General features: G+C 60.8%; 12 protein-coding genes and 2 pseudogenes. 3 read left to right on the top strand and 11 right to left on the bottom strand.

Annotated elements, in window-relative coordinates:
* Window positions 1–144 precede the first annotated feature (144 nt).
* The 3 genes and pseudogenes from ACUN0G_RS00935 to ACUN0G_RS00925 form a co-directional block, all read left to right on the top strand.
* A pseudogene (locus tag ACUN0G_RS00935) lies at window positions 145–1,155 on the top strand (methyl-accepting chemotaxis protein); the annotation flags it as partial.
* 33 nt (window positions 1,156–1,188) lie between these two features.
* Window positions 1,189–2,061 carry a methyl-accepting chemotaxis protein gene (locus tag ACUN0G_RS00930; RefSeq protein ID WP_371103578.1) on the top strand — a complete coding sequence of 291 codons (873 nt, stop codon included), beginning with the start codon at window positions 1,189–1,191 and terminating at the stop codon, window positions 2,059–2,061.
* Window positions 2,062–2,233: 172 nt separating this feature from the next.
* Window positions 2,234–4,141, top strand: coding sequence for a methyl-accepting chemotaxis protein (locus ACUN0G_RS00925; protein WP_445572506.1), 1,908 nt, complete (start codon window positions 2,234–2,236; stop codon window positions 4,139–4,141).
* A 69-nt stretch (window positions 4,142–4,210) separates the two neighbouring features.
* Here ACUN0G_RS00925 and ACUN0G_RS00920 read toward each other — a convergent pair whose 3' ends face one another.
* From ACUN0G_RS00920 to hutG, 11 genes and pseudogenes are all read right to left on the bottom strand, one after another.
* Window positions 4,211–4,945: an amino acid ABC transporter ATP-binding protein gene (locus tag ACUN0G_RS00920; RefSeq protein ID WP_088423043.1), complete on the bottom strand. Its 735-nt coding sequence runs from the start codon at window positions 4,943–4,945 to the stop codon at window positions 4,211–4,213.
* Entirely contained in the window at window positions 4,938–5,897 is a 960-nt protein-coding gene (locus ACUN0G_RS00915) for an amino acid ABC transporter permease (protein WP_258343295.1), read from the bottom strand. The genes ACUN0G_RS00920 and ACUN0G_RS00915 overlap by 8 nt, the downstream gene beginning before the upstream one ends.
* Window positions 5,898–6,040: 143 nt before the next feature.
* A complete protein-coding gene (locus tag ACUN0G_RS00910; RefSeq protein ID WP_258343293.1) occupies window positions 6,041–6,838 on the bottom strand; it encodes a transporter substrate-binding domain-containing protein in 798 nt (265 codons plus the stop codon).
* Between the two features lie 219 nt (window positions 6,839–7,057).
* Window positions 7,058–7,861, bottom strand: a complete 804-nt coding sequence (locus ACUN0G_RS00905) for a transporter substrate-binding domain-containing protein (RefSeq protein WP_258343292.1) — start codon at window positions 7,859–7,861, stop codon at window positions 7,058–7,060.
* A 220-nt stretch (window positions 7,862–8,081) separates the two neighbouring features.
* A pseudogene (gene mdoH / locus ACUN0G_RS00900) lies at window positions 8,082–10,672 on the bottom strand (glucans biosynthesis glucosyltransferase MdoH).
* Entirely contained in the window at window positions 10,665–12,404 is a 1,740-nt protein-coding gene (locus ACUN0G_RS00895; RefSeq protein WP_421525252.1) for a glucan biosynthesis protein G, read from the bottom strand. The pseudogene mdoH and the gene ACUN0G_RS00895 overlap by 8 nt, the downstream one beginning before the upstream one ends.
* A gap of 267 nt (window positions 12,405–12,671) precedes the next feature.
* Window positions 12,672–13,109 (bottom strand): D-aminoacyl-tRNA deacylase, encoded by a 438-nt coding sequence (dtd, locus tag ACUN0G_RS00890; RefSeq protein ID WP_008439281.1) that lies wholly within the window; start codon window positions 13,107–13,109, stop codon window positions 12,672–12,674.
* Window positions 13,106–14,077, bottom strand: a complete 972-nt coding sequence (gene pip / locus ACUN0G_RS00885; RefSeq protein ID WP_421525253.1) for a prolyl aminopeptidase — start codon at window positions 14,075–14,077, stop codon at window positions 13,106–13,108. Before pip ends, dtd begins: the two co-directional genes overlap by 4 nt.
* 103 nt (window positions 14,078–14,180) lie before the next feature.
* Window positions 14,181–15,116, bottom strand: a complete 936-nt coding sequence (locus tag ACUN0G_RS00880; RefSeq protein WP_445572505.1) for an alpha/beta hydrolase — start codon at window positions 15,114–15,116, stop codon at window positions 14,181–14,183.
* A gap of 172 nt (window positions 15,117–15,288) precedes the next feature.
* Entirely contained in the window at window positions 15,289–16,236 is a 948-nt protein-coding gene (locus ACUN0G_RS00875; protein WP_076018108.1) for a choline ABC transporter substrate-binding protein, read from the bottom strand.
* Between the two features lie 259 nt (window positions 16,237–16,495).
* Entirely contained in the window at window positions 16,496–17,296 is an 801-nt protein-coding gene (gene hutG / locus ACUN0G_RS00870) for an N-formylglutamate deformylase (protein WP_445572504.1), read from the bottom strand.
* Window positions 17,297–17,305 lie beyond the last annotated feature (9 nt).

Raw genomic sequence — 17,305 nt, 5'->3', positions numbered from 1 at the left:
GAAAAACTCAAGGACACCGCGTTCATTCAGAATGCCCGCGTTATCGTTGACGACCTTCGCGAGCAAGCTCGCTCCTACAGAAACATCCGAATCTGCCGATACGCTCTGAATAAGTCCAAGCCTTGTTCCAGGGGAGTTCGCAGCATGTATCGTTGGTTAGCCGAGAAACTGGGGAATGTCAGCGTCAACCGCAAGCTGAGCATAGGCTTCGGCCTGGTATTGGTCCTGACCCTATTGATCACCTTCACCGGCTGGACCGGCCTCAGCGGCGTGATCAACCGTGGCGATAAGCTGGGCTATATTTCCAGTCTCAACGGGCTGTCCAAAGACCTGCGCCTGGCGCGCCTGGACTTCGAAATGCGTCGCGGCGAACAAGGTACAGGCGCGGTCACCGACTTGATCGCACAGCTGGACAGCGGCCTGAAAACCGCCGCAGAGCTGATCGAGCAACCCGCCGACAAGCTTGTCGTGGAACAACAACAGGAAGCCTTGGGCCAATACAAAAAAGCCTTCAGCGCCATGGTGCAGGCCGGCCTCAAGCGCGAAGGTGCCCGCAGCAAACTGGGTGATACCGCCGACAACGCCGTGGCAAAAACCAACGAAGTGGAAAAATCCCTGCTGCAAGGCGACAGCGTCACCCTGTTCAACAGCGTGGTCGACCTGAGCAAACTGATCCAGCAAGCGCGCTTCCAGGTGCGCGGCTACACCTACAGCGGCAAGGTCGAAGCCGAACAGCCGGCTCTGGATGCCATCGACAACGCCCTGAAAAAAATCACCGACCTCAGCGACCAGTTGCCCGAGCAATATCGGGCCAACCTGCAAGAAGCCAGCGTCTCGCTGCAGGCCTACCGCGCCGCCGTCAGCCAGTACCGCGATTCCCAAGTGGCCACCGCTGCCGCGACGAAAATCATGGCCGAGCAAGGCGACATCCTGCTCGACCGCAGCGACAAACTCACCACCTCGCAAACCGTGGTGCGCGATACCGACACTGCCCACGCCAAGAACTTGCTGCTGTTGGCCACCGCCCTGGCGTTGGCCTTCGGCATCCTCGCCGCCTGGGCCATCACTCGCCAGATCGTGATCCCGCTGAGCCAAACCCTTAAAGTCGCCGAACGCGTAGCGGCTGGCGACCTCAGCCACAACCTGATCTCCGAACGCCGCGATGAGCTGGGCCAACTGCAACGCTCCATGCAGAGCATGACCGTGGGCCTGCGGGAACTGATCGGCGGTATCAGCGACGGCGTCACCCAGATTGCCAGCGCCGCCGAGCAACTGTCGGCCGTTACCGAGCAGACCAGCGCCGGGGTCAACAGCCAGAAGGTCGAGACCGACCAGGTCGCCACCGCCATGAACGAAATGGCCGCTACCGTGCAGGAAGTCGCACGTAACGCCGAGGAAGCTTCCGAGGCCGCCGTCGCCGCCGACCAGCAGGCCCGTGAAGGTGACAAGGTGGTCGGTGAGGCCATCGCCCAGATCGAGCGCCTGGCCAGCGAGGTGGGCAACTCCACCGAAGCCATGGGCCATCTCAAGCGGGAAAGCGACAAGATTGGCAGTGTGCTGGACGTCATCAAGTCGGTAGCCCAGCAAACCAACCTGCTGGCCCTTAACGCAGCGATTGAAGCGGCGCGCGCTGGCGAAGCCGGACGCGGTTTTGCGGTGGTTGCCGATGAAGTGCGCAGCCTGGCCCAACGGACGCAGAAGTCCACCGAGGAGATCGAAGAGTTGATCGTCGGCCTGCAAAGCGGCACCCAGCAGGTGGCAACCATCATGGACAACAGTCGCGGCCTGACTGACAGCAGCGTCGAGCTGACCCGCCGGGCCGGCAATGCCCTGGAGAACATCACCCGTACCGTCTCGGCGATCCAGGCGATGAACCAGCAGATCGCCACCGCCGCCGAGCAACAAAGCGCCGTGGCCGAAGAGATCAACCGCAGCGTACTCAATGTGCGGGACGTCTCCGAACAAACCTCGGCAGCCAGCGAAGAAACCGCTGCTTCCAGTGCCGAGCTGGCGCGCCTGGGGGTTTACCTGCAAAGCCTGGTAGGTCGCTTCAAGGTCTGACCCGCTTGCGGCGGCCATCAGGGCCGCCCTCCTGACAACTTGTGAAATTTCCTACGCGTTTTTCAGGTCGTGGATCACACACCTGGCGCCGAATAAAAGTAGCGTTTCAACTCCCCTGACCGTTGTCGGCCGGACGCTTGAGACGCTCCTTTTGATTCGTTGGAGGTTCACCATGTTTCGTCCACTGACCCGCCTGCTTGGAAACATCAGCATCAGCCTCAAACTTGCCCTGGGCTTTGGCCTGGTGCTCAGCCTCAGCCTGATCATCGCGTCTACCGGCTGGCAAGCCTTGAGCGCATCCCTCGAGCGCTCACAAAAACTCACCACCCTCTCGCAATTGGCCGTCGTCGGCGAAGAGCTGCGGGCTGATCGCATCGTCTATCGCACCCTTAATGACCCCGCGAGCCTGTCCAAAATAGAGCTGCACATGGACAAGATCGACCAGTTCCTGGTGGATCTTTCCCCACGATTCACCGACCTGGTCAACCAACAACAGCTGCAGGAAAGCCGACGCTTTGTCACCAGTTTCAAAACCGCCCTCAGTGGCCTGGAGGGGCTGATCAAACAACGCGAGGACGCCCGCGAACAGCTCAAGCGCAGTTCAATCCAGAGCAGCGACAGCCTCTCGGAACTGTCCAGCAACCTGCCCAATCAAGACGATGAAAAGGCCCTCGACGCCGTTGAACAATTGCGCCAGGCCATGGAACAAGCCGAAGACCGCGCCCAAAGCCCCGCGTGGGCCGCTGCGTCATTGGACGCCTATACCAACGGCGTGAGTGAAGCGCTACTGGCCCTGGACGGCGCCCAAGCGGCGGTAGGCGCACTGCCGGTTGATGCCAGCGCCCTGAAAAAAGCCCTGCTCGACTTTCGGACTCATCTGACACGCCTCAAGGATGCCCAACTCAGCACCGAAACCACCCAGAACCAGCTTGAGCAGTGGCTGGATAAGTTGCTCACGGAAAGCGACCTGCTGAGCCAGGACCAGACCGCCAAGCGTGACAAGGAAGCCAGCCTCGCCCGCACCCTGCTGCTCAACGTCACTGCGGCGGCGTTATTGCTCGGCGTCGTGGCCGCCTGGTTGATCGCCGTCCAGATCGTCGCGCCGCTGCGCCAGGCACTGCACGTGGCCAACCGGATTGCCGAAGGTGACCTGAGCCACGACATCCCGACCTCGCGCCAGGATGAACTGGGGCAGTTGCAGCGCAGCATCGGGCAAATGACCCTCAACCTGCGGGGCTTGATCAGCGGCATCGGCGACAGCGCCCAACAGATCGCCAGTGCCGCCGAACAACTGTCTGCCGTCACCGAACAGACCCGCGCCGGAGTCGACGGCCAGAAACAGGAAACCGAACAGGTGGCCACTGCCATGAATGAGATGCTCGCCACCTCCCAGGAAGTAGCACGCCATGCCGAGCAAGCTTCACTCGCCGCTACCGAGGCCGATCAGCAGGCGAGCCAGGGCGATCAGGTGGTGGCTGAGGCTATCACCCACATCGAGCACCTGGCTCAGGAGATGGCGCGTTCAAGCCAGGCCATGCAAGGCTTGCAACAGGAAAGCCGGAAGATCGGCAGCGTGCTGGAGGTGATCAAATCGGTGTCGGAGCAGACCAATTTGCTGGCCCTCAACGCCGCCATCGAAGCGGCCCGCGCCGGCGAGGCTGGCAGAGGCTTTGCCGTGGTCGCCGATGAAGTGCGCAGCCTGGCGCAGCGTACCCAGCAGTCGGCCGAGGAAATCGAGGAGCTGATCAGCGGCTTGCATCGTGGCACGCAGCAGGTCGCGGACATTATGGACAACAGTCGCAGCCTCACCGACAACAGCGTGCAACTGACCCGCCGTGCAGGAGAAGCGCTGGCGGGTATCACCCGTACCGTGTCAGTGATTCAGGAGATGAACCCGCAAATTGCCGCTGCCGCCGAGGAACAAACCGCGGTCGCCGAGGAGATCAACCGCAGCGTGTTGAAGGTCAAGGATGTATCGGAACAGACCTGGACCGCGAGTCAGGACACTGCGGCGGCCAGTGTCGAACTGGCGCGCCTGGGGGCGGATTTGCAGGTGTGGGTGGGCAAGTTCAAGGTCTGAAAAAACCCACGACCAACGCTATCCTGTGGCGAGGGAGCTCCCTCGCCACAAAAAGCATTCTCAACGCATTTATAGAACTTGGCGCAGGAAGGCTTGGGCGCGGGGGTCCTTCGGCGCATCGAAGAATTGCGCCGGGGCGGCGTCCTCCAGCAATTTGCCGTGATCGAAGAACAGCACTCGATCGGCCACTTCCCGGGCAAAACCCATTTCATGGGTGACGCAAACCATGGTCATGCCTTCCAGAGCCAGGGTCTTCATCACGTCCAGCACCTCGCCAACCATTTCCGGGTCCAGGGCCGAGGTGGGCTCGTCAAACAGCATCACCTTGGGCTCCATCGCCAGGGCGCGGGCAATCGCCACGCGTTGTTGCTGGCCGCCAGAAAGCCGCGACGGGAACTCGTTGGCTTTCTGAGCAATGCCGACTTTTTCCAGGAGGGCCAGGGCCTTGGCCTCACGCTCTTTCTTGCCGCGCTTGCGCACGACTTTTTGCGCCAGGCAGAGGTTTTCCAGCACGGTCATGTGGGGGAACAGGTTGAAGTGCTGGAACACCATGCCGACTTCGCGGCGGTAGGCGTTCACGTCGGTCTTCGGGTCTGCCAGTTGCAGGCCGTCGATGCTTACCGAGCCGGAATCGAATTCCTCCAGGCCGTTAAGGCACCGCAGGAACGTCGACTTGCCGGAACCGGACGGGCCGATCACCACCAGCACTTCACCCTTGGCCACTTGGGTGGTCACGTTGTCCACCGCGCGCACGACGTGGCCACGGGTGTCGAAGACTTTTACCAGATCGCGGACTTCAATCACTTTGCGCGAGCCTCCGCTCAAGCCGGCTGGCGATTTTCGACAGCGGCAGGTTGATCAGCAGGTACAGGCCTGCGACGCAGAACAGGATTTCAAACGGTGAGAACGAAGTAGTAATGACCTCGCGGCCGCTTTTCAGCAGTTCGGTAATCGCAATCACCGACACCAGGGACGTGTCCTTCACCAGGCTGATAAATTGCCCGGCCAGGGGCGGCAGCACGCGCTTGAAGGCTTGCGGCAACACCACATGACGCATCGACTGGCCAGCACTGAGCCCCAGGGAACGTGCCGCTTCATTCTGGCCCCGGGCAATCGACTGCACGCCGGCGCGGATGATTTCCGCCACATAGGCACCGGTAAACAGCGACAGCGCAGCGATCCCGGCGAACTCCCGGGACAGGTTGAGCACCGTGCCGATAAAGAAATAGAAAATGAAGATCTGCACCAACAGCGGCGTGCCGCGCACCAGTTCGACGTAGATCGTCGACAAGTCGCGCAAAGTCGGGTTGTTCGACAGGCGACACAATCCGGTGGCCAGGCCGATCAACAGTCCCAGCACCCCGGACACCACCGATAACCACAACGTAGTCCACAAGCCCCACAGCAGAGGGCCCGCAGCCCAATGCCGGGTGACGCCGACCACATCGCCCTCGGCCACGTCATCGCCCTTGGCCACTTGCAGGCTGTTCTCGGCCACGGTCAGGTGCTGTTCGTTGCCCTCGTCATTACGCAGGGTGACTTCAGCCACATCGCCCTTGCGCACCAACTCGCTGACGGTGGAAATGTCCGACGCCCGCTGGGATTCTTCGGCCTGGTAGACGAAGTACTGCGGCACGCGGTTCCAGCGCCATTCGTAGGACATCAGCGAGGTGGCGTAATACAGCGCGCCGGCCAGGCCGACCAGCACCAGCACCGTCAGCAGGTGCCAGGGCCATTGGGCTTTTTTCTGTTTCATTACGGGTTCCGGGATATGTCGAGATCGTTCCCACGCTCTGCGTGGGAATGCCTCACTGGACGCTCAGCGTCCGCTTTGTGACGCAGAGCGTCACGGGCTGCATTCCCACGCGGAGCGTGGGAACGATCAATGCAGGTCAGCTTTTATTCCATGTCCTTGAGCCACTCGGAGCTCTTGAACCACTTGTCATGGATGCGATCGTAGGTGCCGTCGTTGCGGATCTGGTGCAGGAAGTTGTTGATGAAGTTGATGCTGTCGTAGTCGCCCTTCTTCAGGCCGAACGCCAGGGGTTCAAAGGTGAACGGCTGGTCGAGGAATACCAGCTTGCCGGCGCCGACCTTGTTCACGGCCACCACGTTGTACGGGGCGTCATAGACGAAGGCGTCAGCCTTGCCGTTGACCACGTCGAGCACGGCTTCCTGCTCGTTGTCGTAGCCGTGGTACTTGGCCTTGGAGATCAGCTTCTTGGCGACCATCTCGCCGGTGGTGCCGAGCTTGGAGGTCAGGCGGTATTTCTCGTCGTTCAGGTCTTTGTAGGACTTGATGGTGCCTTCCAGCTCCTTGCGGATCAGCAGGGTCTGGCCGACCACGATGAACGGTTCGCTGAAGTTCAGGCGCAGGTTGCGTTCCTGGGTCAGGGTCATGCCGCTGCCGATCATGTCGAACTTGTTGGTCAGCAGGGCCGGGATGATGCCGTCATAGCCGGTGGAGATCGGCTCTAACTTCACGCCCATGGACTTGGCCATGGCCTTGAGAATGTCGACTTCAAAGCCGATGATTTCGCCGCGCTTGTTGGTCATCTGGAACGGCATGTAGGTCGGGTCCATGCCGACTTTCAGCGTGCCGCGCTTGACCGCATCATCGATGGCGCCGGCGTGGGCCGCGTTGACCGCCACCAGTGCGGTGACGCCTAGCAGCAGCATCGAAAGATACTTTTTCATCATCAAGTCCCCTGAACTCATTTTATTGTGAGATCGGCGCGCAAAAGGGCTGCACCATTTCGGGGTGCGATCCTAACTCACTCACCGCCCGGTACAAAGGTTTCGCCGGGATTTGTTGCCAAGGGATGACAGAAAAGCCTCACAACCGTGCAGAGAACGGTACCGCTAGACACTTCAGCCCACAGATCGGCCAATGGCTTGATGTGTAAGTAGTTATGACTACCAGTCCACCTCCGCCATCCAGCCCGAGTCCTTGAACCACTTGTCATGCAGCCGATCGTAGGTGCCGTCCTGGGCCACCTGATTGAGGAAGTGATTGATCCAGTTGAGGCTGTCGTAATCGCCTTTTTTCAGGCCGAACGCCAAAGGCTCGTAGGTGAAAGGCTGCTCCAATGCCAGCAACGCACTGTTCTGGGGTTTGGCGATGGCGATCAGGTTATACGGCGCATCGTGGACGAAGGCGTCGGCCTTGCCCTCCACTACCTGGCGCACGCCTTCTTCAGGGGTTGGAAAACTGCGCAGCCGCGCGGTGCCGAGAAACCTTTTCGCCGCCGCCTCGCCCGTGGTGCCGTCAGCGGCCACGATCCGGTAACCGGCTTCGTTCAGGTCTTCGATGCTCTGGACCTTGTCGGCCAACCGTGGGTTCAGCAACACGGTCTGGCCGACGATGATGAACGAGTCGCTGAAGTTGAGGGTCAGGTTGCGCTCCTGCGTTACGGTCATGCCGCTGCCGATCAGGTCGAAGCGGCTGGCCAGCAGGCCGGGAATCAGCTCGGTATACGGCACCGAAACCAGCTCCAGCTTGACCCCAAGCGCCTTGCTCATCTCCCGCAACAGATCAATTTCAAACCCGACGATACGGCCTTTCTTGTCGGTCATCTCAAAGGGCACGTACGCCGGATTGGTACCGACTTTCAGCACACCCCGCCGAACGGCCTCGTCTATGGCGCCGGCGTGCGCCAGGTAACCGTGGGAAAGCGTGACGATGCCGAGCAGCAGCATCGACAAATACCTTTTGATCATGAAAAGCCCCTGTTTCGTTAAACACACCCACACCCAGCCACGCGTAAGTTCGCGTAGGCCAAGGGCTTCGAGTCAGATTTTGGGGGCGATGCTAACCCACTCGCAGGCACGGCAATACGCCTCGGCGAAGGGTCTTTTGTTTCGAAATAACAAGGAGTTAGCAGAATGAAGCAGAAGGGAAAAACAGCGTAGGACGGTGACAACAAACGCCCCCGAGGCGTTACCTCGGGGGCGTCTGAATCAGGCCAGTTGAGCCTGGGACGACAGCGGTTTCAATGGCAGCAACGGCGCATGAGGATCGGCCTTGACCGATTCGCGCCAGGCGTTGAGCCATTCAGCATGGCCTTCGTTCCAGACTTGCTCGTGCAAACGTGCCAGAGCGACCGGGTCGCTCAGCAGAGCCAGGCGCTCGCCGTTGTTGAGGCCGGCCGGGCCGACTTTCAACGCGTGGCGAACACGGTCAACACGCAGCCATTCGATCGGCTCCGCTTGGCCATGACGGGAAGTTGCCAAGGCGCACGCCAAGGCGTTCTGTTGTGGATCGACCACCGCCCGCACAAAACCGTCATTCAGCGCGTGCCAACGGTTTTCGTGGGTGTACTTGTCGGTCGACAACAGCGCCTGGGGCGGGTTGTATTCCTCAGGGATCAAAAACAGGCTCTCGTCGCGAGACTTGAGGCCCAGCTTGACCCGGCTGGAAATCACCGACACCGGAATCGACAGCATCAGCGAACCGACGATTGGCACCAGCCACCACAGGAAGCTTGGGTTCAACCACACCACCAGCAATGCCCAGAAGAAACCGAGCAGGGTCTGCGGGCCGTGGCGCTTGACCGCCTCGCTCCATGGCGTGGAATCGTCGTCACGCTGCGGCGAGTTCCAGGTCGCAGCCCAGCCGAGGAACGCGGCGAGTACGAAACGGGTGTGGAAAATCATCCGCACCGGCGCCAGCAACATGGAGAACAGCATCTCCAGGAGCATCGACAAGGTCACCTTGAACTTGCCGCCGAACTCTTTCGCGCCCTTGGCCCAGATCAGGATGATGCTCAGCAACTTAGGCAGGAACAGCAGCACGATGGTGGTGGAGAACAGCGCCACCGCCTTGTCCGGATGCCATTGAGGCCACAGCGGGTACAACTGGCGTGGCGCCATGAAGTACTGCGGCTCCATCAGTGTGTTGACCGCCAGCAAGGCCGTCGACAGCACCAGGAAGAAGAACCACAACGGTGCCGACAGGTACGACATCACGCCGGTCAGGAACACCGCACGGTGCACCGGGTGCATGCCTTTGACCAGGAACAGGCGGAAGTTCATCAGGTTACCGTGGCACCAGCGACGGTCGCGCTTGAGTTCGTCCAGCAGGTTCGGCGGCAGTTCTTCGTAGCTGCCCGGCAAGTCGTAGGCAATCCACACGCCCCAGCCGGCACGGCGCATCAGCGCCGCTTCAACGAAGTCGTGGGAGAGGATCGCACCGGCAAACGCGCCTTTACCTGGCAACGGCGCCAGGGCGCAGTGCTCGATAAACGGCTTCATGCGGATGATCGCGTTGTGACCCCAGTAGTGGGATTCACCCAACTGCCAGAAGTGCAGGCCAGCGGTAAACAGCGGGCCGTACACACGGGTGGCGAACTGCTGCATGCGCGCATACAGGGTGTCCATGCCCGACGCACGTGGCGCGGTCTGGATAATCCCGGCATCCGGCGTGGCTTCCATCAAGCGCACCAGGCTGGTCAGGCAGTCGCCGCTCATTACGCTGTCGGCGTCGAGGACCACCATGTACTTGTAGTCACCGCCCCAGCGACGGCAGAAGTCGTCGAGGTTGCCGCTCTTGCGTTTGACGCGACGGCGACGGCGGCGATAGAAGATCTTGCCGAAGCCACCGGCTTCGCGGCATACGTCGAGCCAGGCTTGCTGCTCGGCGATGCAGATGTCGGCCTCGTTACTGTCGCTGAGGACGAAGAAGTCGAAACGGTCCAGGTCGCCGGTGGCGGCCACCGATTCGAACGTCGCGCGCAGGCCGGCAAATACCCGGGGCACGTCTTCGTTGCAGATCGGCATCACCAGGGCGGTGCGGGCGTCTTTCGGAATCGGCTCGTCACCGGCACTTTTACCGGAGATACGGTATTTATCGTGACCGGTCAGCAGTTCCAGGAAGCCCATCAGCGCGGTCCAGAAACCGGCCGAGACCCAGCAGAACAGAATCCCGAACAGCACCAGAATGCTGGTTTGCAGGGCGTAAGGCAGAACCTGGGTAGCGGTTTGCAGCAAGGTCTGGTTGCGGATCTCGTCAAAGTCGACGAAGGACCAACCCTGGTACGGCATGATGCCTTTCATGTACCAGCCGGCGACGACCGTCTGGCCGAGCATCAGCACCAGCAGGATGTAACGACGGATCGAACCGACGGTGCGCCAGCGGGCAGCCGGCAGCACGCGCTCATCCTTCGGCGGTGCCGGTGGATTGGTGCGGCCGGTCAGGCGGCGCCAGCCACGCACCAGGATATTGGTGCGCCACGGCTCGGGCACGACCTTGGTCCGACGGATCGGCGGCGTGGCCTTGAGGCAAACCCGGCCGCTGGCGTCGAGCGCCAGCATTTCGGCGTCTTGCAGCTCTTCGGCGGTGTTGAGGGTCAGCCGCGCGCCGACCGACGCTTGGGCAGCGTCGGCAGGTGCGTCGAACGTGGACGATGACAGGCGCTTGTGCAATTCACTGAAGGACTCGCAGCCCGCCAGTTCGGCGCGCTGCTCATCGGTCATCGGTAGATGCGCCAGGTACTCGGCAAGCGTCTCTGGCTGGACTTGAGAATTACTCATCGGCAGGCAACTGATAGCTCCAGGTTTCGGTCAGGACTTGTTCTGTCTTGGCCGGCTCCGGTGTGGCTGGGGCCGCAGCTTCGGGCTGCTTGGCATCCTTGTCTTTGGCTTCTTTCTTGGCGGCTTTCTCGTGCTGCTTGGCCAAGACCTTGTCAGCTTTAAGCACTTGGGTCGAAACCTTCTCCGGCTCAGGCGTCACGATGTCCTGGACCAGGGCAGCGCGCATTTCAGTCGGCTTGCCTGCGTCCTTGATCTTCATGCGCAAGGTCAGGCGCCAGCCTTGTGTGTGCGGGTTGTAGCGCACGCTGTTTTCAACGATTTCGGCGTTGTCGCCCACGCTGACCTGGCTGCGAACCGGTGCGTCAGCTGGCAGTTTCTTCAGGGACGGGCCCTCGAAGTCCACCAGGTAAGCCACGCTGCCGTCTGGCTGACGGATCAGGTTGGATTGCTTGACGTCGCCGGTGGAACGCAGGGTCTGCTTGACCCAGGCGCTTTCAGGCGAATGGAACTCGGCGTCGTTCAATGTCCAGTGCAGGCGGTAGGCAACGTCCAGCGGCTTGCCTGGCTCCGGCAGTGTTTCCGGGCTCCAGAAGGCAACGATGTTGTCGTTGGTTTCATCGGCGGTCGGGATCTCTACCAGGTCGACGGAGCCCTTGCCCCAGTCGCCTTCAGGCTCGATCCAGGCGCTTGGGCGCTTGTCGTAGTTGTCGTCGAGGTCTTCGTAGTGGCTGAAGTTGCGACCGCGTTGCAGCAGGCCGAAACCGCGCGGGTTTTCCACGGTGAAGTTGCTGACCGACAGGTGTTTAGGGTTGTTCAGTGGGCGCCAGATCCACTCGCCGTTGCCGGCATGGATCGACAGGCCGCTGGAATCGTGCAGCTCGCGACGGTAGTTAAGGACCTTGGACGGCTGGTTGGCGCCGAACAGGAACATGCTGGTCAGCGGAGCGATGCCCAGCTTGGTGACCTTGTCACGCAGGTACATCTGGGATTTGACGTCGACAATGGTGTCGGTGCCAGGGCGCAGGATCAGGCGATAAGCGCCGGTGGCCCGTGGCGAATCCAGCAAGGCGTAGATCACCAGCTGCTTCTCACCCGGCTTTGGACGTTCGATCCAGAACTCGGTGAAGCGCGGGAACTCTTCGCCGGACGGCAAGGCAGTGTCGATCGCCATGCCACGTGCAGACAGGCCGTAGACCTGATCTTTACCCACGACGCGGAAATAGCTCGCGCCGAGCATGGTCATGATCTCGTCTTGCTTGTCGCCCTTGTTGATCGGGTACAGCACACGGAAACCGGCATAACCCAGCTGTTCTGTGGACTTGGGATCAAACTTGACGTCGCCGAAATCGAAGCGGGACGGGTCGTACTTGATTTCCTGGACGCTGTCGGCAGTGACTTCGTTGATTTTCACCGGTGTATCGAAGTGCATACCCTGGTGATAGAAGGACAGCTTGAACGGGGTGTTTTGATCGGCCCACTCGGCTTTTTCGTTGCGGAAACGAATTTTCTGGTAATCAGCGAATTTCATTTCGCGGAATTCGTTCGGCAAATTGCTGCGCGGAGCTTCGTATTTCTGCCCGGCCAGCTCTTTAGCCTTGGCCGACACATCATCCAGACTGAATGCCCACAGTTGACCCGCGCCGAACAGGCAAAACAGGGCAGAGCCCGTTACCAGTGCGTTTCGTAACCGTTTGGCAGACAATTTTGGTGCATTACAGGGACTAACAATCACGAGCAACCCTCGCCGAAAACAGATCAAAAAACCAACGGCCAGCTATCTATATGCCAGGTTGGCGAGCATTGTTCCGACTCCCATGGGGCTAAATGATTCCCCAACAGTCATCGGGCAAGTCTCTACCTAAGTCAAAAATGGACCAATCAACGCTGATCCCCGTAGCGCGCGATTATCTAGTAGCCCGCGTGACAACGCATCAGGGTCAGCGAAGTATTTGTAGCGAAAACCCGGTTTTTTGGGCATTACAAGTCGTTTTCAGTACATTCACGTCTGTAACAGGAAGGTGACCGGCCCGTCATTGACCAAATGCACCTGCATATCCGCGCCAAAACGCCCTGCCGCTACCGTGCCATGCAATTGTTGCGCTTGTAACAACAGGTAGTCGAAAAGTGCCTCGCCCACCGCCGGCGGTGCCGCCGTGGAGAAGCTGGGACGCAAGCCGCTCTTGGTGTCTGCCGCCAGAGTGAACTGCGACACCAGCAGCAAACCGCCGCCAATGTCTTTCAAGGACAAGTTCATCTTGCCCTCGTCGTCGCTGAACACCCGATAGTTAAGCAGCTTATGCAGCAGCTTGTCGGCGCTGGCCTGGGTATCTGAGGGCTCGACGGCCACCAGCACCAGCAAACCCTGGTCTATCGCACCCACCACCTGCCCTTCTACCTCGACCCGGGCGCCGCGCACCCGTTGCAAAAGCCCCTTCATGCTTCTTCAGGCGGCAAATCAAGCAGGCGCCGTGCCATTTCACTCGCCGCACGCACCAGCGCATCGGTGATTCCGGGTTCGGACGCCGCATGGCCGGCTTCGCGGATGATCTGCAGCTCGCTGTTGGGCCAGGCTTGATGCAGCTCCCAGGCGTTATCCAGCGGGCAGATCATATCGTAGCGGCCATGCACGATTACGCCAGGCAGATGGGCGATCTTGTGCATGTCGCGAATCAGCTGGTCGGGCTCAAGGAACGAGTTGTTGGTGAAGTAATGGCATTCGATACGCGCAATCGACAGGGCGCGCTGGGGCTCGGAGAAACGCTCGATCAATTGCGGGTTCGGGCACAGGCCCAACATGCGGCCTTCCCACGTGGACCAGGCCTTGGCGGCGTGCATCTGGGCAATCTGGTCATTGCCGGTCAGGCGCTTGTGGTAGGCGCTGAGCAGGTCGTGACGCTCTTCCGGGGGGATGGGCGCGAGGTAGTCCTGCCAGTAATCCGGGAACAGGCGGCTGGCGCCGGCCTGGTAGAACCATTGAATGTCCTGGGGGCGGGCCAGGAAAATGCCCCGAACGATCAAGCCATGCACGCGCTCCGGGTGGGTTTGCGCGTAGGCCAGGGCCAGGGTCGAGCCCCAGGAACCGCCGAACAACACCCATTTCTCGATGCCCAGGTGCTCGCGGATCCGCTCAAGGTCGGCCACCAGGTCCCAGGTGGTGTTGTTTTCCAGGCTGGCCCGTGGGGTGGAGCGCCCGCAGCCACGCTGATCAAAAGTAACAATTCGGTACAGATTGGGATCGAAATAGCAGCGGCTATTGGCGTCACACCCGGCGCCGGGGCCGCCATGGATGAACACAACGGGCAAGCCTTCCGGGGAACCGCTTTCGTCGACGTACAGGACGTGGGTTTCATCGACGGCCAGATCGTGCCGGGCGTAGGGTTTGATCTGCGGGTACAAAGTCTGCATTGCGCGCTCCGTAAGGGGTCGAGTTCATCCCTGAGGGGACGTCTATTATTTTGCCGTCTGGCATCATAAACCCGAATTGTGCAATGAGCATGCCCTAGCGGACTTAGAGCTGTGTCAGCAAAACACCACACAGATAATCCATCAGATAACCGTAGAGCCGATCGACCTCCTCCACCTGGCCCCGGGCCCTTAGGCAGCCATGAATCAAGCCTTTTCCGGGATAGAGCGTGGCAGCCACTCCGGCAGTCTGGAGGCGCTCGGCGTAGAGCATGCCGTCGTCCCGCAACGGGTCAAACTGGGCGACAGCGATCAGCGCCGGTGGCAATCCGCTGAAATCCACGGCCAGCAATGGCATGGCGTAGGGCGACGGCTTGCCCGGCCCACGCAGGTAAAGGGCGAGGTAGCACTCGGTGTCGGCGGTACTGAGCAGCGGCGCGTCGACGCAGTCGCGGCGGGACGGCAGGTCGGCGGGGCCGCCCAGGCCGGGGTAGATCAGGATTTGCGCCAAGGGCTGCGGTTGATGGTCATCCCGCAGGCCCAGACATAAGGCGGCCGCCAGGTTGCCGCCGGCGCTGTCACCAGCCACCACCAGGCGTTGCAGGTTGACGGGGCAAGGTGCTTCACCCGCCTGAATCGCCTGCCAGACTGCACGGCAATCATCGAAGGCCGCCGGAAAAGGGTGTTCGGGTGCCAGGCGGTAATCGATGGCGATTACCAGCACCTGCAGCGCGTAGGCCAGCTCACCGCAGATAAAGTCGTGGGAATCCAGCCCGCCCACCACCCAGCCACCACCGTGCATATAAAGGATGCATGGCCAGCCGCCATCAGGGGTTGGCGTCGCCGGTTGATAAATGCGTACGCCCACGCCATTCAGGGAAGCGTCTGACACCTGTAACCCTTCGGGCCGCGCCGGGGTGAATGCCTGGCACATGCGGTCATAGCTCCGGCGCAATCCGGCCAGCGATGTGTCGTCGCTGGTGAAGGATTCGGTTTTTTCGACGAAGGCGCACATCTGCGGGGAAATCGGGTAATGGGACATCAGAAATTGCCCTGCTGCTGAAAACTTGAAGCACACCACAAGACAAATGTGGGAGCTGGCTTGCCTGCGATAGCGGTGTATCAACCAACGCCATCGTCGACTGATACACCGCTATCGCGGGCAAGCCCGGCTCCCACAGTGGTGCTCTGTTGTTTGATCTATCGTGTTCGCATCAGGGTTTGAGGCTGGCCTGCACCGCCGCCACGCCGTCTTTTCCATCCAGGGTCGTTACACCCGCCAGCCAGCGCTGCAAATCCTCGGGGTTGTCGCGCAACCATTGTTTGGCCACCTCCTGCGGCGTCTTGCGGTCCATGATCGGCACCATCAACTGGCTTTCCTGGGCCGCGGTGTAGGTCAGGTTTTCCAGCAGGCGGGTCACGTTGGGGCAACGCTCGGCGTAATCCGGCGCCGTCACCGTGGAGACCGTGGCCATGCCTTCGTTGGCACCGAACACATCTTCACTGCCGGTCAGGTAAGCCATTTTCATGTTGATGTTCATCGGGTGCGGGGTCCAGCCGACAAACACCACGAACTCCTTGCGATTCACCGCCCGCTGCACGGCTGCCAGCATGCCCGCCTCGCCGGAGGCCACCAGCTTGAAGCCGCCGAGGCCGAAGCGGTTGCTGTCGATCATTTTCTGGATATCGGTATTGGCGCCGCTGCCCGGCTCGATGCCATAGATCTTGCCGCCCAGTTTGTCCTTGAAACGGGCAATGTCGGCAAAGGTCTTCAGGCCTGCGTCCGCAACATACTGCGGCACCGCCAAAGTCGCTTGGGCGTCGGCCAGGCTCGGTTTGTCGAACACCTTGACCTGGTTGGCCGCGAGGAACGGTGCGATGTTGTTGTCCATCGCCGGTTTCCAGTAGCCCAGGAAGATATCCAGGCGCTTGTCGCGGATGCCGGCAAAGATGATCTGCTGCACGGCGCTGGTTTGCTTGCTGTCATAGCCCAGGCCATTGAGCAGCACGTCGGCCATGCCGCTGGTGGCGATCACGTCAGTCCAGCTGACCACGCCCATGCGCACGACCTTGCACGAGGCCGGGTCGGCGGCCATCGCATTGGCGCTCAGAAGTGCGGCGCCGGTGAGAATCAACAGACAACGGTTGAACAGTCTTTTCATCGATGCGGTCTCACTCGGCAGTTTTTATTGTGGGAGTGGCGTCTGACGCGCCGTGCCCAACACCTTACCCAGCGAGACCTCGATCAAAGCGACCTGTGGCGACAGGGATTTGCACACAGACGACTTGAGGGATGTGTTGCTGTTGAGGGCCTCTTCGCGAGCAAGCCCGCTCCCACATTCGACCGTGTTCCTCCTGAAGAAATACGGTCGAATGTGGGAGCGGGCTTGCTCGCGAAGGCTATCTCAGCAACGACGCCAATCAGGAGTAATGCCGCTTGCCCCACGCCAGGAACCCTTCCAGCAGCTCCTTCAACACCCCCCGCGTCGGCTCGGCCAGATCGACGCGATAACGAAACGGCTCAAACTCTTCCATGTAGGTGCACTGCCCCAACTCCAACTGCACGGCGTGGATGTTCTCGGCCGGGTTGCCGTAGTGCCGGGTGATATGCCCGCCCTTGAAGCGCCCGTTGAGCACATGGCTGTACTGCGGGTGACCGGCGCAGATGGTTTCCAGTTGGCTGGCGAGTTGCGGATCGCAGGACGCGCCGTTGAAGGTGCCGAGGTTGAAGTCCGGCAGCTTGCCTTCGAACAGGTGCGGGATCACCGAGCGAATCGAGTGCGCATCAAACAATAGCGCATAGCCGAACTCGGCCTTGAGCCGGGCCAGTTCGTTCTGCAGGGTGCGGTGATACGGGGTCCATATCTGTTCCAGGTACGTGGTGCGTTCGGCCTTGGACGGTTCCAGGCCTTCGCGGAACAGCGGTACACCGTCGAACAGCGTCGCCGGGTACAAGCCGGTGGTAGCGCCGACGTACAGCGGCTTGTCGTCGGACGGCCGATTAAGGTCGATGACAAAACGCGAATACTCCGCCGCCAGGGTGCTGGCGCCCAGCGCTTCGGCGAAGTCATACAACGTGGGAATGTGCCAGTCGGTGTCCGGCAGGCTTTGCGCCTCGGGGATCAGCCCGGCTTGCACCGTCGGCGTCAGGCGCAGGCCCGCGTGGGGCATGCTGATCAGCAGCGGCACACGGCCTTGTTTGAAACTCAGAACCTTATCCACAGCAGTACT

It is taken from the genome of Pseudomonas sp. 32A (assembly GCF_052682255.1).
The sequence above is the reverse complement of the archived record's forward strand: the minus strand, read 5'-3'. Positions and strand labels throughout refer to the sequence as shown.